A 17,971-nucleotide genomic window follows, 5' to 3' on the forward strand; every position below is an offset into this window, starting at 1 on the left:
CACCTGCAGCTCGAACAAGAGGACTCACATCGTGAACAGCATCAACCGCCGCTCCGTCCTGCTCGCCGGACTCGGCGCAGCCGGCGCGGGCGCGCTCGCCGCCTGCAGCACCACCAGCACCGCCCCCGCCCTGGTCAGCCCTTCCGGCTCCGCCGTCGCCGCCGCCGAGAAAAAGCGGGGCGGCACCGGCAGGGAGCACAAGATCCCCCTGACCGCGGCGCCCGCCATGCTCGACCTGGGCGGCGGCGTCAGGACCAAGACCTGGGCCTTCGAGGGCCGGACGCCGGGCAGGGAGGTCCGGCTCTCTCCACCGGGGACACCCTGGTGGCCGAGCTGTCCAACCAGTTGCCGGCCAAGACCACCACCTCGATCCACTGGCACGGTATCGCGCTGAGCAACGACATGGACGGCGTACCGTCCGCCACCCAGACCGCAGTGCGGGCCGGGAGCACTTTCACGTACCGCTTCATCGCCGACGCCCCCGGCACGTACTTCTTCCACCCGCACGTCGGCGTCCAGCTCGACCGCGGGCTGTACGCGCCGCTGATCGTGGAGGACCCGCGCGAGCCGATGGCGTACGACGATGAATGGGTCGTCGTCCTCGATGACTGGGTCGACGGCGTCAGCGGTACCCCCGACGAGGTCTTCGCCGAGCTCAGGCAGGGCATGGGCGGCGTGGACATGGGCGGCGCCTCCGGCTCGGGCATGGAGGGCCACGACATGCACAGCATGGGGGACACGGATGAGGACGCGGCGTCCCCGTCCCCGTCCTCCTCGTCGGGCGGTATGTCGTCGAGGGTCATGCTCATGGGCGCCGAGAGCGACCTGCTCGGCGGCGACGCCGGTGATGTGAAGTACCCGTACCACCTGGTCAACGGACGCATCCCGGCCGACCCGGACGTCTACACCGGCAAGCCCGGCCGCAAGGTACGCCTGCGGATCATCAACGCCGGCTCCGACACCGCCTACCGGGTCGGGCTCGGCGGCCACCAGTTGACCATTACCCACACTGACGGCTTCCCGGTCCAGCACCAGCAGGTGGACGCCCTGCTCATCGGTATGGGCGAACGCTACGACGTCCTGGTCACCCTCGGCGACGGTGTCTTCCCCCTGGTCGCCGCGGCCGAGGGTAAGAACACCGGGGGCCTGGCGCTGGTCCGTACAGGTTCCGGCCGGGCACCGTCAGCGTCCGTACGGCCGAAGGAACTCGACGGCCTGATCATGACCGCGTCCCGGCTCCGGGCGGCCGACGACGTGCGCTTGCAGTCCGCCAGGACCGACGTCACGCACCAGATCAAGCTCACTGGCGGCATGATGCACTACAACTGGGCCATCAACGGCAAGCCCTTCGACATGGCCCACCCGGATGCGAACCCGATCCTGATGGAGGAGGGCCAGCGGGTGCGGCTGGACTTCATCAACGACACCACCATGTGGCACCCGATGCACCTGCACGGCCACACCTACCAGCTCGGCGACTCGGGCCCGCGCAAGGACACCGCGATCGTCCCGCCGAAGAAGAAGCTGTCCGTCTTCTTCGATGGCGACAATCCGGGCCGGTGGGATGCTGCATTGCCACAACGCCTACCACGGCGAGGCCGGGATGATGGCAATCGTGGCTTACCAGGCGTGACCTCGGGGTGGGGTGGCATGCGGAGTGCCTGCGTGCCACCCCACCGCCGTTCCGGGGGGATGCGGCCGAGGGATGTGCCCGAGCGGTGGCGCCACGCCCTGGAACCGCGAGAGGCAGCTCATTGAACCGGTGTGAAAGTGGACGTCGCTGCCGTCGGCCGGTGGATCCTTCCCGTTCCGGATGAAACGCAGTGCGCCACAGCGCCTCGGTGAACGCAGGACCTTCGGCTTCCCCGCGGCCCGCAGGCGCGCGATCCTGAAGGCATGGAGATCGAAGTCCTGGTCGTGCCCGGCTGCCCCAACGAGCAGACCGTCGCCGACCGACTGCGGCAGGCGCTCGACGACATCGGGCTACGCGAGACCGGGTTCACCACGCGCGTGATCGCCGACCAGACCGAGGCCGAGCGCGACGGCTTCACCGGCTCCCCGACCATCCTCGTCGACGGGCGCGACCTGTTCACCGAGCCCGGCCGCCCGCCAGGGCTGGCCTGCCGGGTCTACCGCACCGCCCAGGGCCTTGCCGGCGCGCCCGACGCCGGTCAGTTGCGACGGGCCCTCACGGCCGTCGACGCCTCCCCGCACTGAGCGACACGTCCCTCCACACTTCCCTTGGGCGCTCCCTTCGGAGTTCGCGTTGGCTGGAGAGGGCCGCAGCGCCGCCCAGGCGCACTCGTCAGAAGGTGGCCGCTGGGTCACAGGCCGGGGGCGCCCCAGAGCGGGAACCAGCGGGTCAGGTCCTCCTCGACGCGCAGGTCGTCCGTGACCGTGGCCTTGACCTGGAGTTCCAGCGGGTTGTCGCGCTTCTGGCCGGGCAGCGGAGCGAACGGGTAGAAGGTGCCGCGCTTGTAGAGGTAGACCAGCGCGAGGGGGCGCAGCTCGGCGTCGTGGAACGTGACCAGGGAGCACAGGAGTTGCGGGCCGAAGCCGCTGTCCTGCAGGGCGGTGTTCACCGCGTGCAGGTCGCTCACGAGGGCGGGCAGGTCGCCGGGGTCGCGACGGGAGAGCAGCCATGAGTAGCCGTAGGTGTCACGGCTGAACTCCACCGGCACGCCGGACCGTTCGGAGTCCGCGTCCAGCAGGGCCCGTACGTCTTGCTGGACTTGGGCGAATGCCCCGCCCTCGATGGCGGCGAAGCACACCGAGCCCGCTCCGGTCGGGGTGAAGCCGGACGCGGCCTGGAGGGTGATGGCGGCCGAGGGCAGGCCGAAGAGCTGGTCCAGGTCGGGTTTGACCGGCTTGGTCCGGCCGAGCAGGGCGTCCAGGAAACCCATGGGGCCGTCAGCTCCTTCTGCCCGGGCCCGGTTCGGGCGGGATGCGCCGGGGCGGGCGGCCGGGGCGGTGGTGGGTGGTCATGCCGCCTCGCCCAGTTCCACTGAGATGGCTGCGAGCGCCTCCAGGCGGCGTTCCAGGCTGGGGTGGGTGGAGAACAGGTTGGCGACCGCCGTGCCGGGTCCGAGCGCGGGGGTGAAGAAGAACGCGTTGAACGCCTGGGCGGTGCGCAGATCCTGGGTGGGAATGCGGGCGATGTCGCCGCTGACCTTGGTCAGCGCCGAGGCCAGTACCGAGGGTTTCCCGGTGAGCATGGCCGCGGCGCGGTCGGCGGCCAGCTCGCGGTAGCGGGACAGGGCACGAATGAGCAGGAAGCTGAGGGCGTACACGAGGGCGGAGACCGCCATGACGATGGCGAGCAGGGCGGCGGTGTTCTGGTCGCGGTTGCGTCCGCCGAACAGCTGGGAGTAGAAGGCGAAGCGGACGATGAGTCCGGCGATCACGCCCAGGAACGAGGCGATGGTGATCACCGCGACGTCGCGGTGTGCGACATGGGAGAGCTCGTGGGCGAGGACGCCTTCGAGTTCCTCGGTCTCCAGGCGGCGCAGTAGTCCGGTGGTCACGCACACGACGGCGTGGTCGGCGTTGCGGCCGGTGGCGAACGCGTTGGGCAGGTCCATCTCGGAGATGGCCACCCGGGGTTTGGGCACGTCCGCGGTGGCGCAGAGCCGGTCGATGACGCCGTGCAGCTCGGGCTGTTCCTCGCGGCTGACGAGGCGGCCGTGCATGGCGTACAGGGCGATCCGGTCGGAGAACCAGAACTGCGCGACGAGCAGGGCGGCGGCGATGACGACCACCAGGACGACGGACTTGAGCAGCACGATCAGCGCGGCGATGAACGCCACGTACACCAGCCCGAGCAGGAACATCGTGACCGCCATGCGGGCGGTCAGCTGCCGGTCGGGCTCGAAGCGGCTGCGCATCGTCATCACCCCGGGATCAGGCCCTCGTCGGAGAGCAGTTCGCGTACCTGCGTGAGGCTGGTGTCCGCATCGGGCAGCACCAGGTCGGACGGTGTGATCCTTTCGTCCGGCAGTGGTGTGCCGAGGCTGCGTACTGCGTCCAGCAGGGCTGACAGGGCGGCGGTGAACGCGGCCTCGTCGCCCGCGTCGGCGGCCGACTGCAGCGCCGCGTCCAGCTCGTTGAGCCGGTCCAGGTGCTCTTCGGTGATCTCGTACTGGCCCTCGCCGAGAATCCGCATGATCATGACGTTGCCTCCTGATCCGGCGGTGCCTGCCTGGCCCCGCCGCCCTCCACGGCCGGCGGAGTGGAAGCCGCCGGGAGCCGCGCCTTCATCATGGCCAGTTCCTTGTCCACGTCGCTGCCTGCGGTGACGCGTTCGAGTTCGGCCTGGATGTCGTCACGGCCGGCCGGCAGAGTGGCGTCCTCCAGCGCGCCGGAGGCCAGCAACTCATCCAGCGCTCCGGCGCGGGCCTGCAACTGCTCGGTCTTGTCCTGGGCCCGCTGCATGGCCAGACCCACATCGCCCATCTCCTCACCGATGCCGGTGACGGCCTCGGTGATACGGGTCTGCGCCTCGGCCGCGGTATAGGTGGCCTTGATCGTCTCCTTGCGGGTGCGGAAGCTGTCGACCTTCGCCTGCAGCCGCTGCGAAGCGACGGTGAGCTTCTCCTCCTGGTCCTGCAGCGACGCCTGCTGGGTCTGCAGGTCGGTGATCTGGGAGGCCACGGCGGTGCGCCGGGTCAGGGCTTCACGGGCGAGATCCTCGCGCCCGGCGGCCAGTGCCTGCTGGGCCTGTCCCTCCAGCTTGCCGCCGGACTGCTGCAACTGGCTGATCTGCAAGTCGAGCCGTTTGCGGCTGGTGGCCACATCGGCCACGCCGCGCCGCACCTTCTGCAACATCTGGAGCTGCTGCTCGTAGGAGTAGTCCAGGACCTCGCGGGGGTCCTCGGCCTTGTCCAGGGCCTTGTTCGCCTTGATCCGGAACAGGGCGGCTATGCGGTGAGCGATGCTGCTCATAACGGCCGCCTCCTCTCGACGGGGGTGAGGAATCAGCCAGGCCACTCGACGGACACCTTCAGGCTCCGGCCCGGCGGGCCGGGCCGCAACCGCGATCCCTGGTGTTCCCAGCCATCCTCGCCCCGCGATACCCAGCAGGGTAGGGAGCAGCGGTCCCCACTCGGGGCCGGTTGGGCCCTGCACCGGGTCCGCATCCCGGGAGCAGGCTCGACGAAGCCGACCAGTACCGCTGTGCAGAGTTTCCTGCTCGGCGGCCAGCAGCCTGTTCGGGCCCGCATGCTGCAGAACCTCGACGTCGCCGACCTGTACTTGCGCCCCCATGCGCTCACCCACGGCAGCGTGCGTTGCACGAGAGGTGGCACGGGCGCAGGCTGCTTGTGACGAGGGGAGTCCTTCGATGACCCAGCACCCACCTACTGCAGAGGTCGATCGTCCGGTCGTCGGCTCGTACCCGACCTACACCGGCGCTCAGCGCGCGGTCGATTTCCTGTCCGACACCAGATTCCCGGTGGAACGCACCGCGATCATCGGTTCGGACCTCCGCATGGTCGAGACCGTCCTCGGCCGCCTCACCCGCGGCCGGGCCGCCCTGGCGGGGGCCGGCACCGGCGCCTGGTTCGGGCTGCTGGTCGGGCTGCTGCTGTCGGTGTTCGCAGCCGGCAACCACCACGCCCTGGTACTGATGCTGAGCGGACTGGCCTACGGCGCCGTCTTCGGCGCGGTCTTCGGGTTCGCCGGTCACGCCCTTAGCGGAGGCCACCGCGACTTCTCTTCCCGCAGCCAGATCGTGGCCGCCCGCTACGACGTGGTTGCCGACGCCGAGGTCGCCGAGGAGGCCAAGAACCTGCTGATCAAACTCGCCTGGCGCGAAGAGTGACCTGCCCACGGCCTTGCTTGTCTCTCGCAAGGGCCTCGCCACCGGTCGGCCAGACTCCACGTGCTCGACGGCTCTGCCCCTCAGCCGTCCCGGACTCACTCGCTCACGTCCTCCTCGGGGTGCGCTCTCCTAGAGCGAGGCTGTGCATCCTTGCCCGGTAGGTGGCCGCGTCGACCCGGCCGTGGAGCCGCAGCCCGACGAGCCACCATCGGCGCTCTCCAATGCGGCGCGCCGGCCCCTGATCCGGGCCAACGGCGGGAAGCGGCTTTCGCTTGGCGTCACCAGCCGGGCGATGTCGTAGAAGACGGCGGCCATTCTAAGGTCCCTTAGTAGTGGGTCGAACGGCCCTGTGCCACCTGAACGGGAAGGAGAGCCGGTCACCGGGGCATGGTTTTCTGTGCGGTCGTGGGCCGGTCACCTGTCTCCCGCCGAGACGGCTCGATCCAGCCGAGCGTGATGGCTGCGGACGAGGGAGGACAGGGACGAGGCCAGTACGAGGCGGCCATGCCGACACCGTCGGTGACCACCTCCGGGTGTCGTAGCGGATCGTCATGAGCGGGGGCACGGCGAGCGGCCCCGATCGCGTGGTGCGCCCTGTGCTCCAGGCAGATGTAGTCGTCCTCATCTCCTCAGGGGACCGGCCGCGCGGTCCCAGACCCACGAGCCGCGCGTCAGGTGCGTGGTCACCGCCACTTTCCGGTCGCGGACTGTGCCGCGCACAGGGGCCTGTCGGCCCCGCAGACGGGACAGCAGGCCCCTACGCGGTGGGGGTATGCCGGGTGACGATTGAATCCCCAGTCCTCGTACACGCGCAGACGGAGAGGAGGCGCACGGCGATGACCACAGCCCCCGGCCGCGTTCCGCGGGTGTCCGAACCACCCGGCTACCACGGCCAGAAGGCCGATCACCTGTCCCGGCTGCACAAGATCGAGGGGCAGGTGCGCGGGGTGACACGCATGGTCGAGGAAGGCCGGTACTGCATCGACGTCCTCACCCAGATCGGCGCCGTCAGCCGGGCCCTGCAAGAGGTCGCCCTGGGCCTGCTCGACGACCACACCAGGAACTGCGTACTGACCGCCGCCCGCTCGGACCCCGACGAGGCCGAGGCAAAGCTCGATGAACTCGCCCTCGGTATGCGCCGGATGACACGGATCTGACGTGGGCGGGCGGGCTCCCCCGCAGTCGGGCCGATGTGTCAGAGGTGTGGACCCGCGCCCAGGGGATCCATGCCCGGGTCGGTGACCAGGGTGACCGGATGGCCGTACGTGATCCCGGCCAGCGCGAGACCAAGGCCGAGCTGCCTACACCACGCTCGCCCTCGAACTCATCATCCAGCTCGGCCGTATCGACGTCCTGGTGGCGGCGAGGCGGCCGGCAGGGCGGCGGTGCCGGTGAGCGCCCGGACCAGGACGGCGGCGCGTCAGTCGTAAGCCGCGATGAGGTGGTCCAAACGGACACCGGGGAATTCACGCTGGAGGAAGTCGGCCTGCCAGCGGCTGCGGAAGAGGGCGAGCCGGGCGTTGTCGCGGACGCGAGTGAGTGCCTCGCCCCTGATCCGGGAGCGGCCCAGCGCTTCGGCGCCGGCCACGTCGGTGGCCAGTGCGAGGCGGTACGGCAGCGGTTCCAGCCTGACCGGGGCGGAGAACTCGCCCGCCATCCTGGCGGTGACGACCTCGAACTGCAGCGGGCCGACCGCGGCCAGGACCGGGGCTTGGCCGCCGCGCAGATCGGAGACGAGCACCTGCACCACGCCCTCCTCGTCCAGTTGGGCGATGCTCCGCCGGAACTGCTTGGAGCGGCTGATGTCGACGGGCCGGGCGACGGCGAAGTGCTCGGGCGCGAAGGAGGGGATGGGCGGGAAGACGGCGGCCTGGTCCGCGTAGAGGGTGTCGCCCACCCGCAGAGCGTGGGCGTTGACCAGGCCGACCACGTCGCCGGGGTAGGCGACGTCGACGGTGGAGCGGTCATGGCCGAAGAGGCTGTGCGCGTACTTGGTGGCGAACGGTCTTCCGGTGGCGGCGCGCGTGAGGGTCATACCGCGCTCGAAGACGCCGGAACACACCCTTACGAAAGCGATACGGTCGCGGTGGGCGCGGTCCATGTTCGCCTGCACCTTGAACACCAGGCCCGCGAACGGCGCCTCGACGGGGCGGGTGCCGCCGCCCGCCAGTTCCCGGGGCCCCGGGGGCGGGGCAAGGCCGACGACTGCGTCCAGCAGCAGCCGTACGCCGATGTTGGATATGGCCGCGCCGAAGAACACGGGCGTGGTCCGGCCCGCCAGGAACGCCTCCTGGTCGTGCGTGGCGCCGGCGGCCCGCAACAACTCCAGCTCCTCCACTGCCTGCTGCCAGTCCGTGCCCTCCTCGGCCGCCGCCCGCTCGGCAGTGATCGCCTCCTCGACGGCCTCCTGGGCGCCGCCCAGGGCGCGGGTGTAGCGCAGCATCCGCCCGGGTGTTCGTACCTCGATCAGGCCGCGCAGATTCCCGGCGTCGCCGACCGGCCAGGTGACCGGGGTGGGCCTGAGGCGGAACTCGCGCTCGATCTCGTCCAGCAGCCGCAGCGCCTCTTGCCCGGGCCGGTCCCACTTGTTGACGAACGTGATCACGGGGATGCCGCGGTGGCGGCAGACGTCGAAGAGCTTGCGGGTCTGCTCCTCCAGGCCCTTGGCCGCGTCAATGAGCATCACTGCGCAGTCCACCGCGGCCAGGACGCGATAGGTGTCTTCGGAGAAGTCGGCGTGGCCGGGCGTGTCCAGCAGGTTGAGCACGCACCCGCTGTGCGCGAACTGCAGCACGGCGGCGGTGACCGAGATGCCGCGGGCCTTCTCCATCTCCATCCAGTCCGAGGCCACCCGACGCCGCCCGGCCTTCCCGTGCACCGCGCCCGCCCTGGTGATGGCGTGGGCGTGCAGCGCGAGGGCCTCGGTGAGGGTCGACTTGCCCGCGTCGGGATGGCTGATCACCGCGAAGGTGCGCCGCCGTGCCGCCTCATGGGCCGCCGCCCCGTTGCTGTCCGGGATCACCGCACCGGCTCCGCGCCGGCACAGGCAGCCGCGACGGCGTCATGAGCCAGGCGATGCGGCCGTACGGAGAGTGGCCGGCGCCGTCCGTCGGCGTCGGCTCCCGGTGCGGGTCTTCGCGCCGTGCAGCAGCCTCGACCCGGTACGTTCCTCATGCAATCAGTTCCTCGTGCCTGCTCGTCGGTCTCCGGATCGGGTGTCCCCTGCTCGAACGGAAGTCGAGGGCTTGGGGCAGGCGTTTCCTCGCCGGGTGCCTTGCTCCATGTTCCATGGTGCCCAGCCTGCTGGTCCACGGCCTGACCGCATCTGATCCGCAGATCGGTGCGGTGCCGGCGGTCACACCTTCTTGGCGGCGATGTCCTTGATCACAGCGTGTAGGTCCCAGTAGATGAGGGCGCCGATGGACATGGCGGCCACGAGCCCCTGCTCGTCCAGGATCGTCCAGGACGTACGTGGTGCGCACGGCGCGTGCGGCCAGTTCTTGGAGCCGCACCCTGCTCGCCGTCCGGGGTGGTGCCCTTCAGGGCGAGGGCAGAATGCTCGCCGGGCTGGAGGTACCGCGGCGGAGCCGCTCTACATGCGAGCCGATCAGTGCCGATCCCGAGTCACTTCGCCGGGGAGGCTGCTTGGGTACTGGGGACCAGTGAAGGCGCAGCCGCGATATCGACCGCGCTGGACGGGCCCCACCTCCGCGCAGGATGGCCCGCACCTTGGCGGCGTGCCGACCCGTCCACGCAGCCAGCCACCTGCTCGGGCAGCCGGTGCACCGGCGCGTCGGGATGGCCAGGACCAGGCTCGGTGGGGAGAGGCGCCTACGACTTGGCGTCCATCACGCCGGCCCTCCACAGCCCGATGGCCGCCCCCACGACGCCGCCTCCCAGATAGAAGAAGGAGTGACCGCCAGGGAGCACCTCCAGCTCGCTGAACTCCTCGACCCAGTTCACCACGATGACCACCAGGCTCAGCCAGAACAGGGACCATCCGAAGATCCTGTTCGGCACGGACCGCGTGTGCACTTTCCCGATCTTGGTCCTGTTGTGCTTGATACTGTTGCCAGTCATGCGCTCGCCTTCTCCGCTTGGGGGGCGTCCGCCCCGCCGTCGCTCGCCGAGATGTCCTCCACACCCGGGCGCCGCCGGGCCGAGATCACCAGGTAGGCCACGGCGCCGGCGAACGCCACGATCGAGGTCCAGTTGTTCAGCCGGAGCCCCAGGAAGTGCTGTGCCTCGTCGATCCGCAGGTACTCGATCCAGAACCGGCCGACGGTGTACGCGGCCACGTAGAGCGCGAAGGTCCGCCCGTGCCCGAGCGCGAAGCGCGCGCCCGCCCAGACGACCAGCACCGCGACGCCGACGTCCCACAGCGACTCGTAGAGGAAGGTGGGATGGAACGTCGCCACGTCCGCGTAGCCCTCAGGTCGCTTGTCCGGAGAGATCTCCAGACCCCAGGGGAGGGAGGTCGGGCGCCCGAAGAGCTCCTGGTTGAACCAGTTGCCCCACCGGCCGATGGCCTGTGCGAGCGCGATGCCGGGCGCGACCGCGTCCGCGTACGCGGGGAACGGAACCCCGTGCCGTCGGCACCCGATCCACGCGCCGACGCCGCCCAGCGCGATGGCGCCCCAGATACCGAGGCCGCCCTCCCAGATGTACAGGGCCTTGATGGGCTCGCCGCCCGCACCGAAGTACGCGTCCGGGCTGGTGATCACGTGGTAGAGGCGGCCGCCGACGAGCCCGAAGGGCACCGCCCAGATGGCGATGTCCGCGACAGACTCCTTCTTGCCGCCGCGGGCCACCCAGCGGCGCGAGCCGAGCCAGACGGCGACGAAGACGCCCAGGATGATGCAGAAAGCGTAAGCCCTCAGTGGGACGGGGCCCAGGTACAGGACTCCGGTCGAGGGGCTGGGCAGTGCGGCGAGTTCCATACCTGCACTATAAGAGATTCAGCTAAGTAGCTTAGTAAATGGTTGGTCATGCTCGGGCATGGAAGCAGGCGCCTGAGCTGCGGCTGCGGCTGCGGCGCGCCGCGAGCGACGCAGCGAGAGCGCCAGACCGACGAGAACCGGCGCCCCCAGCAGCACCTCGGGCCACACGCCGAGCCACTCGGAGAGGGTGAGCCCCGAAGCGAGCGGCACCCGCTCCACCACACGGCCGCCACGCCAGGTCCCCAGCCGGTCCATGACCTGCCCGTCCGGCCCGACGATGGCACTCACCCCGCTCGTCGAGGCGAGCGCGACCGCCCGTCCGTACTCGATCGCGCGGATTCGGGCCATCGCCAGCTGCTGCTCGGACTGCCCGGCCTGGAGGCCGCGCTCGTACGTCGCGTTGTTCGTCTGGACGACGAGGAGGTTGGCGCCCGCCCGTACGGTGTCCCGGACCCGGTCGTCGTAAGCGATCTCATAGCAGATCACGTCACCGAGCCACACCCGCCCGGCCTCCAGCGGGGCCGTGGAAGTACCGGGCAGGAAGTCGCGCGGGATGAGCTGGAGCGCGCCGAGGCCGCCGAGGAGCGAACGCGCGGGGATGTGCTCGCCGAAGGGGACGAGCTGGCGCTTGGCGTACCAGGCGACCGGGCCCTGGCCGGGCAGCCACAGCTGGCCGGCGTTGTACGCCCGGCCGCCGGGGGCTTCCAGAATGGCGCCGATCAGCAGGGGGCTGTCCAGTTCCCGCACCGAGTCGGCGACCAGGGAGCCGAGCTCCGGATTGCGTCCCGGATCGCCGTCGAGGGAGTTCTCCGGCCACAGGACGACATCCGGACGCGGGACCTCGCCGCGGCGTACGGCGTCGGCCAGGGCCTTGGTCTCGCGGGCGTGGTTCTGTGCGACGTTGCGCACCCGGGCCTGCTCCTCCAGCGTGCGCTCGCGTTCGACGTTGCCCTGGACGACGGCAACCGTGGCGCTCGTCCCGGATGTCCCGGGGCCGGGGAGGGCGAGCGGTGTCGCGATCAGGACGGCCACGCCGAAACATACGGCCGTGCTGGCCTGTCGGCGGCCGCCGCGCCACTCCGTCAGGCCGTACACCAGCAGCGATCCCAGGAGTGCGACGGCGAAGGAGAGGGCTGGACCGCCGCCGACTGCGGCCCAGCCGGCATAGGGGGCATCCGCTTGCCCGAAGGCCAGCCGACCCCAGGGGAAGCCGCCGAGCGGAGCCCGGCCGCGTACCGCCTCCAGGGCCACCCACCACGCGGCGGTGTACAAGGGCCAGCCCGGCAGCGCGATCAAGCGGGGCAGCGGCAGCGCGGCGAGCGCGAAGACCAGGGCCTGGATCGCCGTGAGGGTGAGCCACGGGACCAGCCCGAGGTTCGCCAGCCAGACGATCAGCGGGGCGAGGAAGGCGATGCCGAAGATCCCGCCGGCGGCGAAGGCGGACCGGGCGCGCCGTCCGCGCACGGCCATGATCAGCAGGGCCGGGCCGAGCGGGGCCAGGAACCACCACCCGACCGGCGGGAACGAGGCGTAGAGGAGCAGCCCACCGGAGAAGGCCGCCGCCCAGGAACGGAGCGTGGCCGCACTGGGGCGGGCCACGCGGGGCGGACCGGCCCTCACGAAGGCACTGCGCAGACGTTCGCGGCGCGCAGCCGCCGGACCAGCGCATGGACGAGCAGTGCCACCGAAGCCACGGCGAGCACCGGCTGCACCGGCGCGAAGAACGTCAGGGCGCCGCTGACGCCGATGGCCAGCACCACGAGCTTGTTGCAGATCGGACAGCCGACCGCGAAGGCCGACAGCAGTCCGGCGCCGAGGGCGCGAACGGTACGGGGGCGCTCGGGTGGCCCGGACGCGGGGACGTCGGCCGGGCCGATACGGACGTACGTGGCGACCAGGAGCCCCTCCAGCACGGAACTGATCAGCCACACCGGGTAGTTCCACCACAGCACCGGAGTCATCCGCGTGTAGAAGGGAGTCGGCACCACGCCCGTCGGCACGCCGATGACGAGTGCGGCGATCACCGTGACCGCTGCTGCCGCAATCCACCTGCGGGCGGGCCAGGTGCGCATGGGGCTCCTCCTCGGGATCGGACCGCCGACCGGACGACACAACAAACCGGGGAGCTTGACAGCTGCCTCCGGTCGGCGGCTGACAGTCATGCTAAGTCACTAAGAGGATTAGTAACAATGGGGCTGGATCAGTGGTGGGGTCGAGGTTCGACGACGCGATGGCCGTGGGCGAGGCCCGTCATGCGTCGTTGGTAGGAGCGTGTGTCGATCCGTCCGTGCAGCAGCAGGCCGGCGCACCACCGCTCCTCATCCTCGAGCGCCGCGCGCCTGCCCCTGAAGCGGGCCAGTGGCGGGTACCGGCTCTGGTGTGTGCTGACCAGCCGGGCTATGTCGTAGTAGATCGCGGCGAGAAGCAGGGCGCCGATCAATATCGCTGTCGCGGCCATGGGGCAAGGCCCAGTTCACGAGGTTTCGCGTGTGTCCTTCTGCGCGACGCGCAGCTCGACGACTTCCTTGCGCAGCGCGTCCAGCTCGAAGTGCGCCACGGGTGAGCCGACGGAGCTGCTTCGCCGTGATGAGTGCAGCCCTCCACGCGTCATGAACCACACCAACAGGCCCATGCCGATCGGGCAGGCCAGGAGCAGCAACGGATACAGGGACTGAGGCATGAGGGCCTCCCGGTGGGCTGCGAGGCTCATCGAACCCGCTCTATCTACGATCGCACAGTGTGTTGGATCTGTTGCCAAGAGTGTCTCTGGATAGGGGGGAGTGGAATCGACTACGGCGCGGGCGACGAGGTCGATTGCCGGGCGTTCGCGTACAGGCCGGAGGCGAGTGGAAGGGTGCTGATTGTCGCCGGTCAACGACGACGTGATGGTGTTCGTCGTGCTGGCGGTGGGGCTACGTCCCGTCATGGCGCCCGTAGACCCTCGAAACGGGAACATAGACGTCCGGGCGGTGCTGACGACTCATATCTACGGCATGCCGGACGACGCGGACGAACTGCGCACTCGATGCGACCGCATAGGCGTCCCCCTCCTTGAGGACGCGGCACACGCGATCGGTAGGCCGGTGGGAGAGCGCCCGATCGGCACCTTCGGAGAGCTGCGGCTTTCAGCCTGGGCAAGCATGCGAGGGGCGACCGGTGGCGAATTTCCGGCGCTGGAGGATCCAGAAGACCGCAAGGCGATCGAGCACCTGCGTGATGGGCTGTTGGAGCCGCGCGGCCCTCCGTGACCCGTTGCCGCGGGTGTGACTCCCGGCCGCCTCGGCGAGGTCGCTTCCAGTGCTGAGGGCAGTTCGCCCGCGCGGGCTCGTCACCGGGCCGGAGAACCTGCCTGCTCCCAGTGCCACGGGCGGATCACAGCGGGAGCTGGAAGCCTGTGATGAGCGTCTGGAACTGAGCGATGAGCTGCCCCCACCAGCCGGTCACTTGCATGACCCCCACAACCACCAGTAGCACTCCGCCGCATCGCATCATCGCCCGCGCGTGCCGCCGTGCCCAGGTGAAGCGTCGCATCACGCCGTCGAACGACGCGGCCGCGAGCAGGAAGGGAAGCCCGAGGCCCAGGCTGTACGTGAACGAGAGCACGGCTCCGCGCCCGGCGCTCGCACTGTCCGCAGCCAGGGAAAGGACGGCCGCGAGTGTGGGGCCGATGCACGGCGTCCAGCCGATCGCGAAGAGGGCGCCGAGCAGCGGTGCGCCCGCGAGGCCCGCGCCGGGCCGGACCGAGGGCCGCCAGCTGAAACCGGCCAGCGGCAGCTTGTCGAGCAGCCCGGCGAAGACCAGGCCTAGCACGATGGTGAGCGAGCCCAGCACGATGCCGAGCGTGCGCTGGTGCGCCACCAGCACGGCGCCCGCACCACCGAACAGCGCCCCGTAGCTGGTGAAGACCACGGCGAAACCGCCCACGAACAGCAGGCAGCCGACCAGAACCCGCCATCTCGTACCGCGCCGCCCCGCATCGGTCGCACCCGCGCCGGACATCCCGGCGACGTACGACAGGTACCCCGGGACCAGGGGGAGGCAGCAGGGCGAGAAGAACGAGAGCGCTCCAGCGGCAAGTGCCAGCAGGAGGGCGACGGAGAGCGGGCCGGCCAGAACCGTTTCGCCGACAGCGGCGGCCACCGTCACTTGTCCGTACCTCCGCCGGTCTTCTCCGCGGCGAGATCCTTCACCAGCTCGCTCAGGGTCGTGTACGTGGTCCGGCCGATGATGCGGGCGGCGATTCGTCCCTCACGGTCGATGATCACGGAGCTGGGCACCGCGGACAGCGGGATGCGTCCGTCGAAGCCCAGGAGGAGCTTGCCGTCCGGGTCGCGGAAGCTGGGGTACGTGATGCCGTGGTTCCGCTCGAAGGCCGTCGCCGCCGCGTCGTTGTCCCGTGTGTTGATGCCGACGAACCGCACGCCGACGTCACGGGTCTCCTGGGACACCTTCTTCAGGTCGGGTGCCTCGGCTCGGCACGGCGCGCACCAGGATCCCCACACGTTGAGCACGATCACGTTGCCGCGCAGATCGACCAGGTCCAACTGGTCGCCGGTGATCGTCTCGCCGCTGAGCATGGGAGCCACGGGCCGTTTGCCTGCCGGGTACTCGGTGAGGCCCTCCTGGGTGCTGGAGGCGCCCGCCTTCTCGGAGTCCGGCGAGCCGGACGTCGTACTCGTCCCGCAGGCGGCGAGCAGCAGAGCGGCCGCGACCACGCCCGCAGCCTGTCGCCGCATTCGAGAGCTCGCCCCTGCCCGGCTGGTGCCTCGGTCCACCGGTGACGTCGCGGGAGCGGACTGTGTGTGGGGTGCCGTTGAGGCCACGGCTGTCTCTCCTTCACCGGGATATGGCAGAAGCTGCTAAGTAGCTTAGGGTCCACCTTCGGAGTGATTCAGCCGGGGGCCCAGGTGAGGCCGAGGCCGTTCGTGCGTCGCGTACCCGCCTCTGGTGACAGGCCCGGCGACCTGTATCGACGCCGTCGCACTGTGGAAGCTGCGCAACCAGGACGAGCGGTATCCCGCACGCGGGCGTTTGCCGGTCGACGCGTGCCCGGAGAGCGGTTGGCTGCTGCGCGTCGGCGGGGACCGGGCCGCCGACACCGCCGAAGTGTGGCTGGGTAGAGGACCGGCTCCTGGTACTCCAGTTGCAGTTCGCTATTCCTGCTGGTCAGGGGAGTGTTCGCGAGTGTTCTTGGCTCATGCTGTGTCAGGTGCCGGGACTTCGTGACCTCGGGCGCGGCGAGCGGACGTGTTTGTCGTGCATGACGATGTGCGGCCCGATGTCTGGTCGGCGGAGCAGGAAGAGTTGCTGGTGCGGGTCGGTCACCGGTTCGGGCGGGTGGATCTGCGGCGACGGATGCGGGCCTACGTCCACAGCCTGCTCGGGCCGGTGGGCCGCAAGAACAGCTGGCAGCTGGCCGAGCATGCCGGTCATCGCACGCCCGCCGGGCTGCAGCACCAGCTGAGCCGTGCCTGCTGGGATCCGGACGAGATCCGCGATGACCTGCACGGATACGTCGCCGAGAAGTTTGGGGATCCGGCAGAGGCGCTGATTGTCGACGACACTAGGTTCAGCAAGAAGAGCACGGTCTCGGCCGGGGTGCAGCGACAGCACTCCGACACCACCGGCCGCACCGAGAACCGCCAGATCGACGTCTTCGCCGCCTACGGCACCGCCAGAGGCCGGGTGCCGGCGGACCGGGAACTGCACCTGCCGGTGTCCTGGACCTCCGACCCGGACGGTTGCGCTCAGGCGAAGATCCCGGATGGGCGCGCGTTCGCCACCAAGGGTGACCTTGCAAAAGCCATCATCATGCGAGCACTGGCCTCGGCGCTGCCGATCGCCTGGGTGACCGCCGACTCGGCCTACGGCCAGGAGGGGCGGCCGCGCCGCATCCAGACCCTCACGAAGAGCACACGGCTACTGGGCGGTCGAGCGTCGAGATCGCCCCACCCTGGTTTCCCTGACGAATGAGAGCGAGTGCCGCTCTCGAAGTGAATGTCAAATGTGATGCTTTTGGGATAATTATTGGAGATATCAGGATCTACGTATGCAGACGATCCAGTCGAGGTCTGACCATGAACCTTGCCGACCGGCTGGCCCCGCTTCTCGGCCTTCTGCCGCTGCGCTTTCCCCGACCCCTTGGCGGTCTGGACGACCACCTACGGGCCATGCGGCTGGTGCGAGGCACCGGTCCCTGCGACATCACCGTGGTTCGGCGTCCAACCGTCCTGAAGAGCAATCTCCTGGTGTTCCAGCTGCGACGGGACCCAGGGAACCTCGTGGTCAAGCGCTCCAGAATCGACAGGGCGGCGGCCTCCGTCATCCGCGAGTGGGACATATTGCGGCAACTCGCTGACGACGATCGACTCGAACCCTGGCGCGCCCTGCTGCCTCAAACGGTCGGTCCCCGGCCTCATGGCCCCTCGCCGACCCTCGCACAGACCATGCTTACCGGTGTTCCGGGCGACGATCTTATGGGGCCTTCCGCGAAGGCCCCATACCGCGCAGCCGCCCCCGCCCTCTGCCTGCTGGCGGAACTGCGGGAGGCCACCGGACGTCACATGCCGACGACAGAATGGGGCGGCCTCATAACCGAACCGCATCTGACCATCCTCGCCAAGGAGGTCCGGCCCTTCGGGCCATGGAAGGGCACAGCGGCACTCGATGCGTTGCGGCACCGCATGGATGCCGCACTGGAGGGCGCAGAACTGACGCGGGGCTGGACCCACGGCGACTACTACCCTGGCAACGTCCTGCTCTCCGAGAAGCCCATCCGGGTCACCGGAGTCTTCGACTGGGGGAACGCCCAGGCGGACGGTCCGTGCGAAATCGATGCTTACACCTTCGTTCTCTCCCTCCGCAGCGCGCTGACCGGGCGCTCGATGGGTGAGCTGGTAGCCGACACGCTGCGCACCGGCCGACTCCCTGATCCCGACCGCACACTTCTCGCGCTCGCCGGGGTGGACCCGGACCGCATCGCCGACGACCCGGCGGCGCTTCCCCTGCTGACCTGGCTGTGGCATGTGGCGGGCAACGTCGGCAAGACGCCACGCTTCGGGCGCAGCCGCTGGTGGACAGCCGTAACCGTCGACCCCGTCGTCAGGGAGTCGCTCCGCTGGGCCACCGCCCGACTCTGACTGGCCGTTCTCTATCCGGTCGTGCGCTCGGTCTGGTTCGAACGGGGTCCTGGATCGGGTGACTTGTGGGCTGG

Annotated in this window: 18 protein-coding genes and 2 pseudogenes; 7 read left to right on the forward strand and 13 right to left on the reverse strand. The window is 69.8% G+C overall.

Translation table 11 applies throughout. The features are described from left to right. The first annotated feature begins 31 nt into the window (after positions 1 to 31). Together ACPXCS_RS37440 and ACPXCS_RS37445 are read left to right on the forward strand one after the other, a co-directional pair. Positions 32 to 1,633: pseudogene (locus tag ACPXCS_RS37440) on the forward strand (multicopper oxidase family protein). A 263-nt stretch (positions 1,634 to 1,896) separates the two neighbouring features. Next, positions 1,897 to 2,217 carry a hypothetical protein gene (locus tag ACPXCS_RS37445; protein WP_425951882.1) on the forward strand — a complete coding sequence of 107 codons (321 nt, stop codon included), beginning with the start codon at positions 1,897 to 1,899 and terminating at the stop codon, positions 2,215 to 2,217. A 107-nt stretch (positions 2,218 to 2,324) separates the two neighbouring features. Here ACPXCS_RS37445 and pspAB read toward each other — a convergent pair whose 3' ends face one another. The 4 genes from pspAB to ACPXCS_RS37465 form a co-directional block, all read right to left on the reverse strand. After that, complete coding sequence (gene pspAB / locus ACPXCS_RS37450; RefSeq protein ID WP_425951881.1) at positions 2,325 to 2,903, reverse strand: PspA-associated protein PspAB; 579 nt, start codon at positions 2,901 to 2,903, stop codon at positions 2,325 to 2,327. 78 nt (positions 2,904 to 2,981) lie between these two features. After that, positions 2,982 to 3,884 (reverse strand): zinc metalloprotease HtpX, encoded by a 903-nt coding sequence (gene htpX, locus ACPXCS_RS37455; RefSeq protein ID WP_425951925.1) that lies wholly within the window; start codon positions 3,882 to 3,884, stop codon positions 2,982 to 2,984. 5 nt (positions 3,885 to 3,889) lie between these two features. After that, on the reverse strand, positions 3,890 to 4,168 hold the full coding sequence (pspAA, locus tag ACPXCS_RS37460; protein WP_266552455.1) for a PspA-associated protein PspAA: 279 nt from the start codon (positions 4,166 to 4,168) through the stop codon (positions 3,890 to 3,892). After that, a complete protein-coding gene (locus tag ACPXCS_RS37465; protein WP_425951880.1) occupies positions 4,165 to 4,941 on the reverse strand; it encodes a PspA/IM30 family protein in 777 nt (258 codons plus the stop codon). The genes pspAA and ACPXCS_RS37465 overlap by 4 nt, the downstream gene beginning before the upstream one ends. A gap of 397 nt (positions 4,942 to 5,338) precedes the next feature. Between ACPXCS_RS37465 and ACPXCS_RS37470 the strand changes: the two genes are divergently transcribed. Together ACPXCS_RS37470 and ACPXCS_RS37475 are read left to right on the forward strand one after the other, a co-directional pair. Beyond that, positions 5,339 to 5,818 carry a general stress protein gene (locus tag ACPXCS_RS37470; protein WP_425951879.1) on the forward strand — a complete coding sequence of 160 codons (480 nt, stop codon included), beginning with the start codon at positions 5,339 to 5,341 and terminating at the stop codon, positions 5,816 to 5,818. An 836-nt stretch (positions 5,819 to 6,654) separates the two neighbouring features. Further along, positions 6,655 to 6,975 carry a metal-sensitive transcriptional regulator gene (locus ACPXCS_RS37475; protein WP_425951878.1) on the forward strand — a complete coding sequence of 107 codons (321 nt, stop codon included), beginning with the start codon at positions 6,655 to 6,657 and terminating at the stop codon, positions 6,973 to 6,975. A 263-nt stretch (positions 6,976 to 7,238) separates the two neighbouring features. On the opposite strand, the gene ACPXCS_RS37480 is transcribed toward ACPXCS_RS37475, so the two are convergent. The 7 genes from ACPXCS_RS37480 to ACPXCS_RS37510 form a co-directional block, all read right to left on the reverse strand. Beyond that, positions 7,239 to 8,840 (reverse strand): peptide chain release factor 3, encoded by a 1,602-nt coding sequence (locus tag ACPXCS_RS37480; RefSeq protein ID WP_425951877.1) that lies wholly within the window; start codon positions 8,838 to 8,840, stop codon positions 7,239 to 7,241. A gap of 809 nt (positions 8,841 to 9,649) precedes the next feature. Continuing rightward, positions 9,650 to 9,898, reverse strand: coding sequence for a hypothetical protein (locus ACPXCS_RS37485; RefSeq protein WP_425951876.1), 249 nt, complete (start codon positions 9,896 to 9,898; stop codon positions 9,650 to 9,652). Further along, a complete protein-coding gene (gene lgt, locus ACPXCS_RS37490; protein WP_425951875.1) occupies positions 9,895 to 10,758 on the reverse strand; it encodes a prolipoprotein diacylglyceryl transferase in 864 nt (287 codons plus the stop codon). Before lgt ends, ACPXCS_RS37485 begins: the two co-directional genes overlap by 4 nt. A gap of 18 nt (positions 10,759 to 10,776) precedes the next feature. Beyond that, positions 10,777 to 12,357 carry an apolipoprotein N-acyltransferase gene (gene lnt, locus ACPXCS_RS37495; RefSeq protein ID WP_425951874.1) on the reverse strand — a complete coding sequence of 527 codons (1,581 nt, stop codon included), beginning with the start codon at positions 12,355 to 12,357 and terminating at the stop codon, positions 10,777 to 10,779. 17 nt (positions 12,358 to 12,374) lie between these two features. Continuing rightward, positions 12,375 to 12,830, reverse strand: coding sequence for a hypothetical protein (locus ACPXCS_RS37500; protein WP_425951873.1), 456 nt, complete (start codon positions 12,828 to 12,830; stop codon positions 12,375 to 12,377). Positions 12,831 to 12,958: 128 nt separating this feature from the next. Next, positions 12,959 to 13,216 (reverse strand): hypothetical protein, encoded by a 258-nt coding sequence (locus ACPXCS_RS37505; protein ID WP_425951872.1) that lies wholly within the window; start codon positions 13,214 to 13,216, stop codon positions 12,959 to 12,961. Positions 13,217 to 13,231: 15 nt separating this feature from the next. After that, a complete protein-coding gene (locus ACPXCS_RS37510) occupies positions 13,232 to 13,438 on the reverse strand; it encodes a hypothetical protein (protein ID WP_425951871.1) in 207 nt (68 codons plus the stop codon). Positions 13,439 to 13,619: 181 nt separating this feature from the next. Here ACPXCS_RS37510 and ACPXCS_RS37515 point away from each other — a divergent pair, with 181 nt between their 5' ends. Then, the gene (locus ACPXCS_RS37515; protein ID WP_425951870.1) at positions 13,620 to 14,006 is read left to right on the forward strand and encodes a DegT/DnrJ/EryC1/StrS family aminotransferase; all 387 of its coding nucleotides are present in this window, start codon (positions 13,620 to 13,622) and stop codon (positions 14,004 to 14,006) included. Between the two features lie 124 nt (positions 14,007 to 14,130). Here ACPXCS_RS37515 and ACPXCS_RS37520 read toward each other — a convergent pair whose 3' ends face one another. Next, positions 14,131 to 14,904: a cytochrome c biogenesis CcdA family protein gene (locus tag ACPXCS_RS37520; RefSeq protein ID WP_425951869.1), complete on the reverse strand. Its 774-nt coding sequence runs from the start codon at positions 14,902 to 14,904 to the stop codon at positions 14,131 to 14,133. After that, positions 14,901 to 15,473: a TlpA family protein disulfide reductase gene (locus ACPXCS_RS37525; protein ID WP_425951868.1), complete on the reverse strand. Its 573-nt coding sequence runs from the start codon at positions 15,471 to 15,473 to the stop codon at positions 14,901 to 14,903. The genes ACPXCS_RS37520 and ACPXCS_RS37525 overlap by 4 nt, the downstream gene beginning before the upstream one ends. 553 nt (positions 15,474 to 16,026) lie before the next feature. Between ACPXCS_RS37525 and ACPXCS_RS37530 the strand changes: the two are divergent. Beyond that, positions 16,027 to 16,653 (forward strand): annotated as a pseudogene (locus ACPXCS_RS37530) (IS701 family transposase); the annotation flags it as partial. Positions 16,654 to 16,835: 182 nt separating this feature from the next. Next, positions 16,836 to 17,897, forward strand: a complete 1,062-nt coding sequence (locus tag ACPXCS_RS37535; RefSeq protein WP_425951867.1) for a phosphotransferase — start codon at positions 16,836 to 16,838, stop codon at positions 17,895 to 17,897. Positions 17,898 to 17,971 lie beyond the last annotated feature (74 nt).

This window comes from Streptomyces sp. DT190, assembly GCF_049846985.1.
GTDB lineage: Bacteria > Actinomycetota > Actinomycetes > Streptomycetales > Streptomycetaceae > Streptomyces.

Coding starts and splice junctions, on each gene's coding strand:
- ACPXCS_RS37445 (WP_425951882.1), top strand. CDS start 1,897: ATGGAGATCGAAGTCCTGGTCGTGCCCGGCTGCCCCAACGAGCAGACC.
- pspAB (WP_425951881.1), bottom strand. CDS start 2,903: ATGGGTTTCCTGGACGCCCTGCTCGGCCGGACCAAGCCGGTCAAACCC.
- htpX (WP_425951925.1), bottom strand. CDS start 3,884: ATGCGCAGCCGCTTCGAGCCCGACCGGCAGCTGACCGCCCGCATGGCG.
- pspAA (WP_266552455.1), bottom strand. CDS start 4,168: ATGATCATGCGGATTCTCGGCGAGGGCCAGTACGAGATCACCGAAGAG.
- ACPXCS_RS37465 (WP_425951880.1), bottom strand. CDS start 4,941: ATGAGCAGCATCGCTCACCGCATAGCCGCCCTGTTCCGGATCAAGGCG.
- ACPXCS_RS37470 (WP_425951879.1), top strand. CDS start 5,339: ATGACCCAGCACCCACCTACTGCAGAGGTCGATCGTCCGGTCGTCGGC.
- ACPXCS_RS37475 (WP_425951878.1), top strand. CDS start 6,655: ATGACCACAGCCCCCGGCCGCGTTCCGCGGGTGTCCGAACCACCCGGC.
- ACPXCS_RS37485 (WP_425951876.1), bottom strand. CDS start 9,898: ATGACTGGCAACAGTATCAAGCACAACAGGACCAAGATCGGGAAAGTG.
- lgt (WP_425951875.1), bottom strand. CDS start 10,758: ATGGAACTCGCCGCACTGCCCAGCCCCTCGACCGGAGTCCTGTACCTG.
- ACPXCS_RS37500 (WP_425951873.1), bottom strand. CDS start 12,830: ATGCGCACCTGGCCCGCCCGCAGGTGGATTGCGGCAGCAGCGGTCACG.
- ACPXCS_RS37505 (WP_425951872.1), bottom strand. CDS start 13,216: ATGGCCGCGACAGCGATATTGATCGGCGCCCTGCTTCTCGCCGCGATC.
- ACPXCS_RS37510 (WP_425951871.1), bottom strand. CDS start 13,438: ATGCCTCAGTCCCTGTATCCGTTGCTGCTCCTGGCCTGCCCGATCGGC.
- ACPXCS_RS37535 (WP_425951867.1), top strand. CDS start 16,836: ATGAACCTTGCCGACCGGCTGGCCCCGCTTCTCGGCCTTCTGCCGCTG.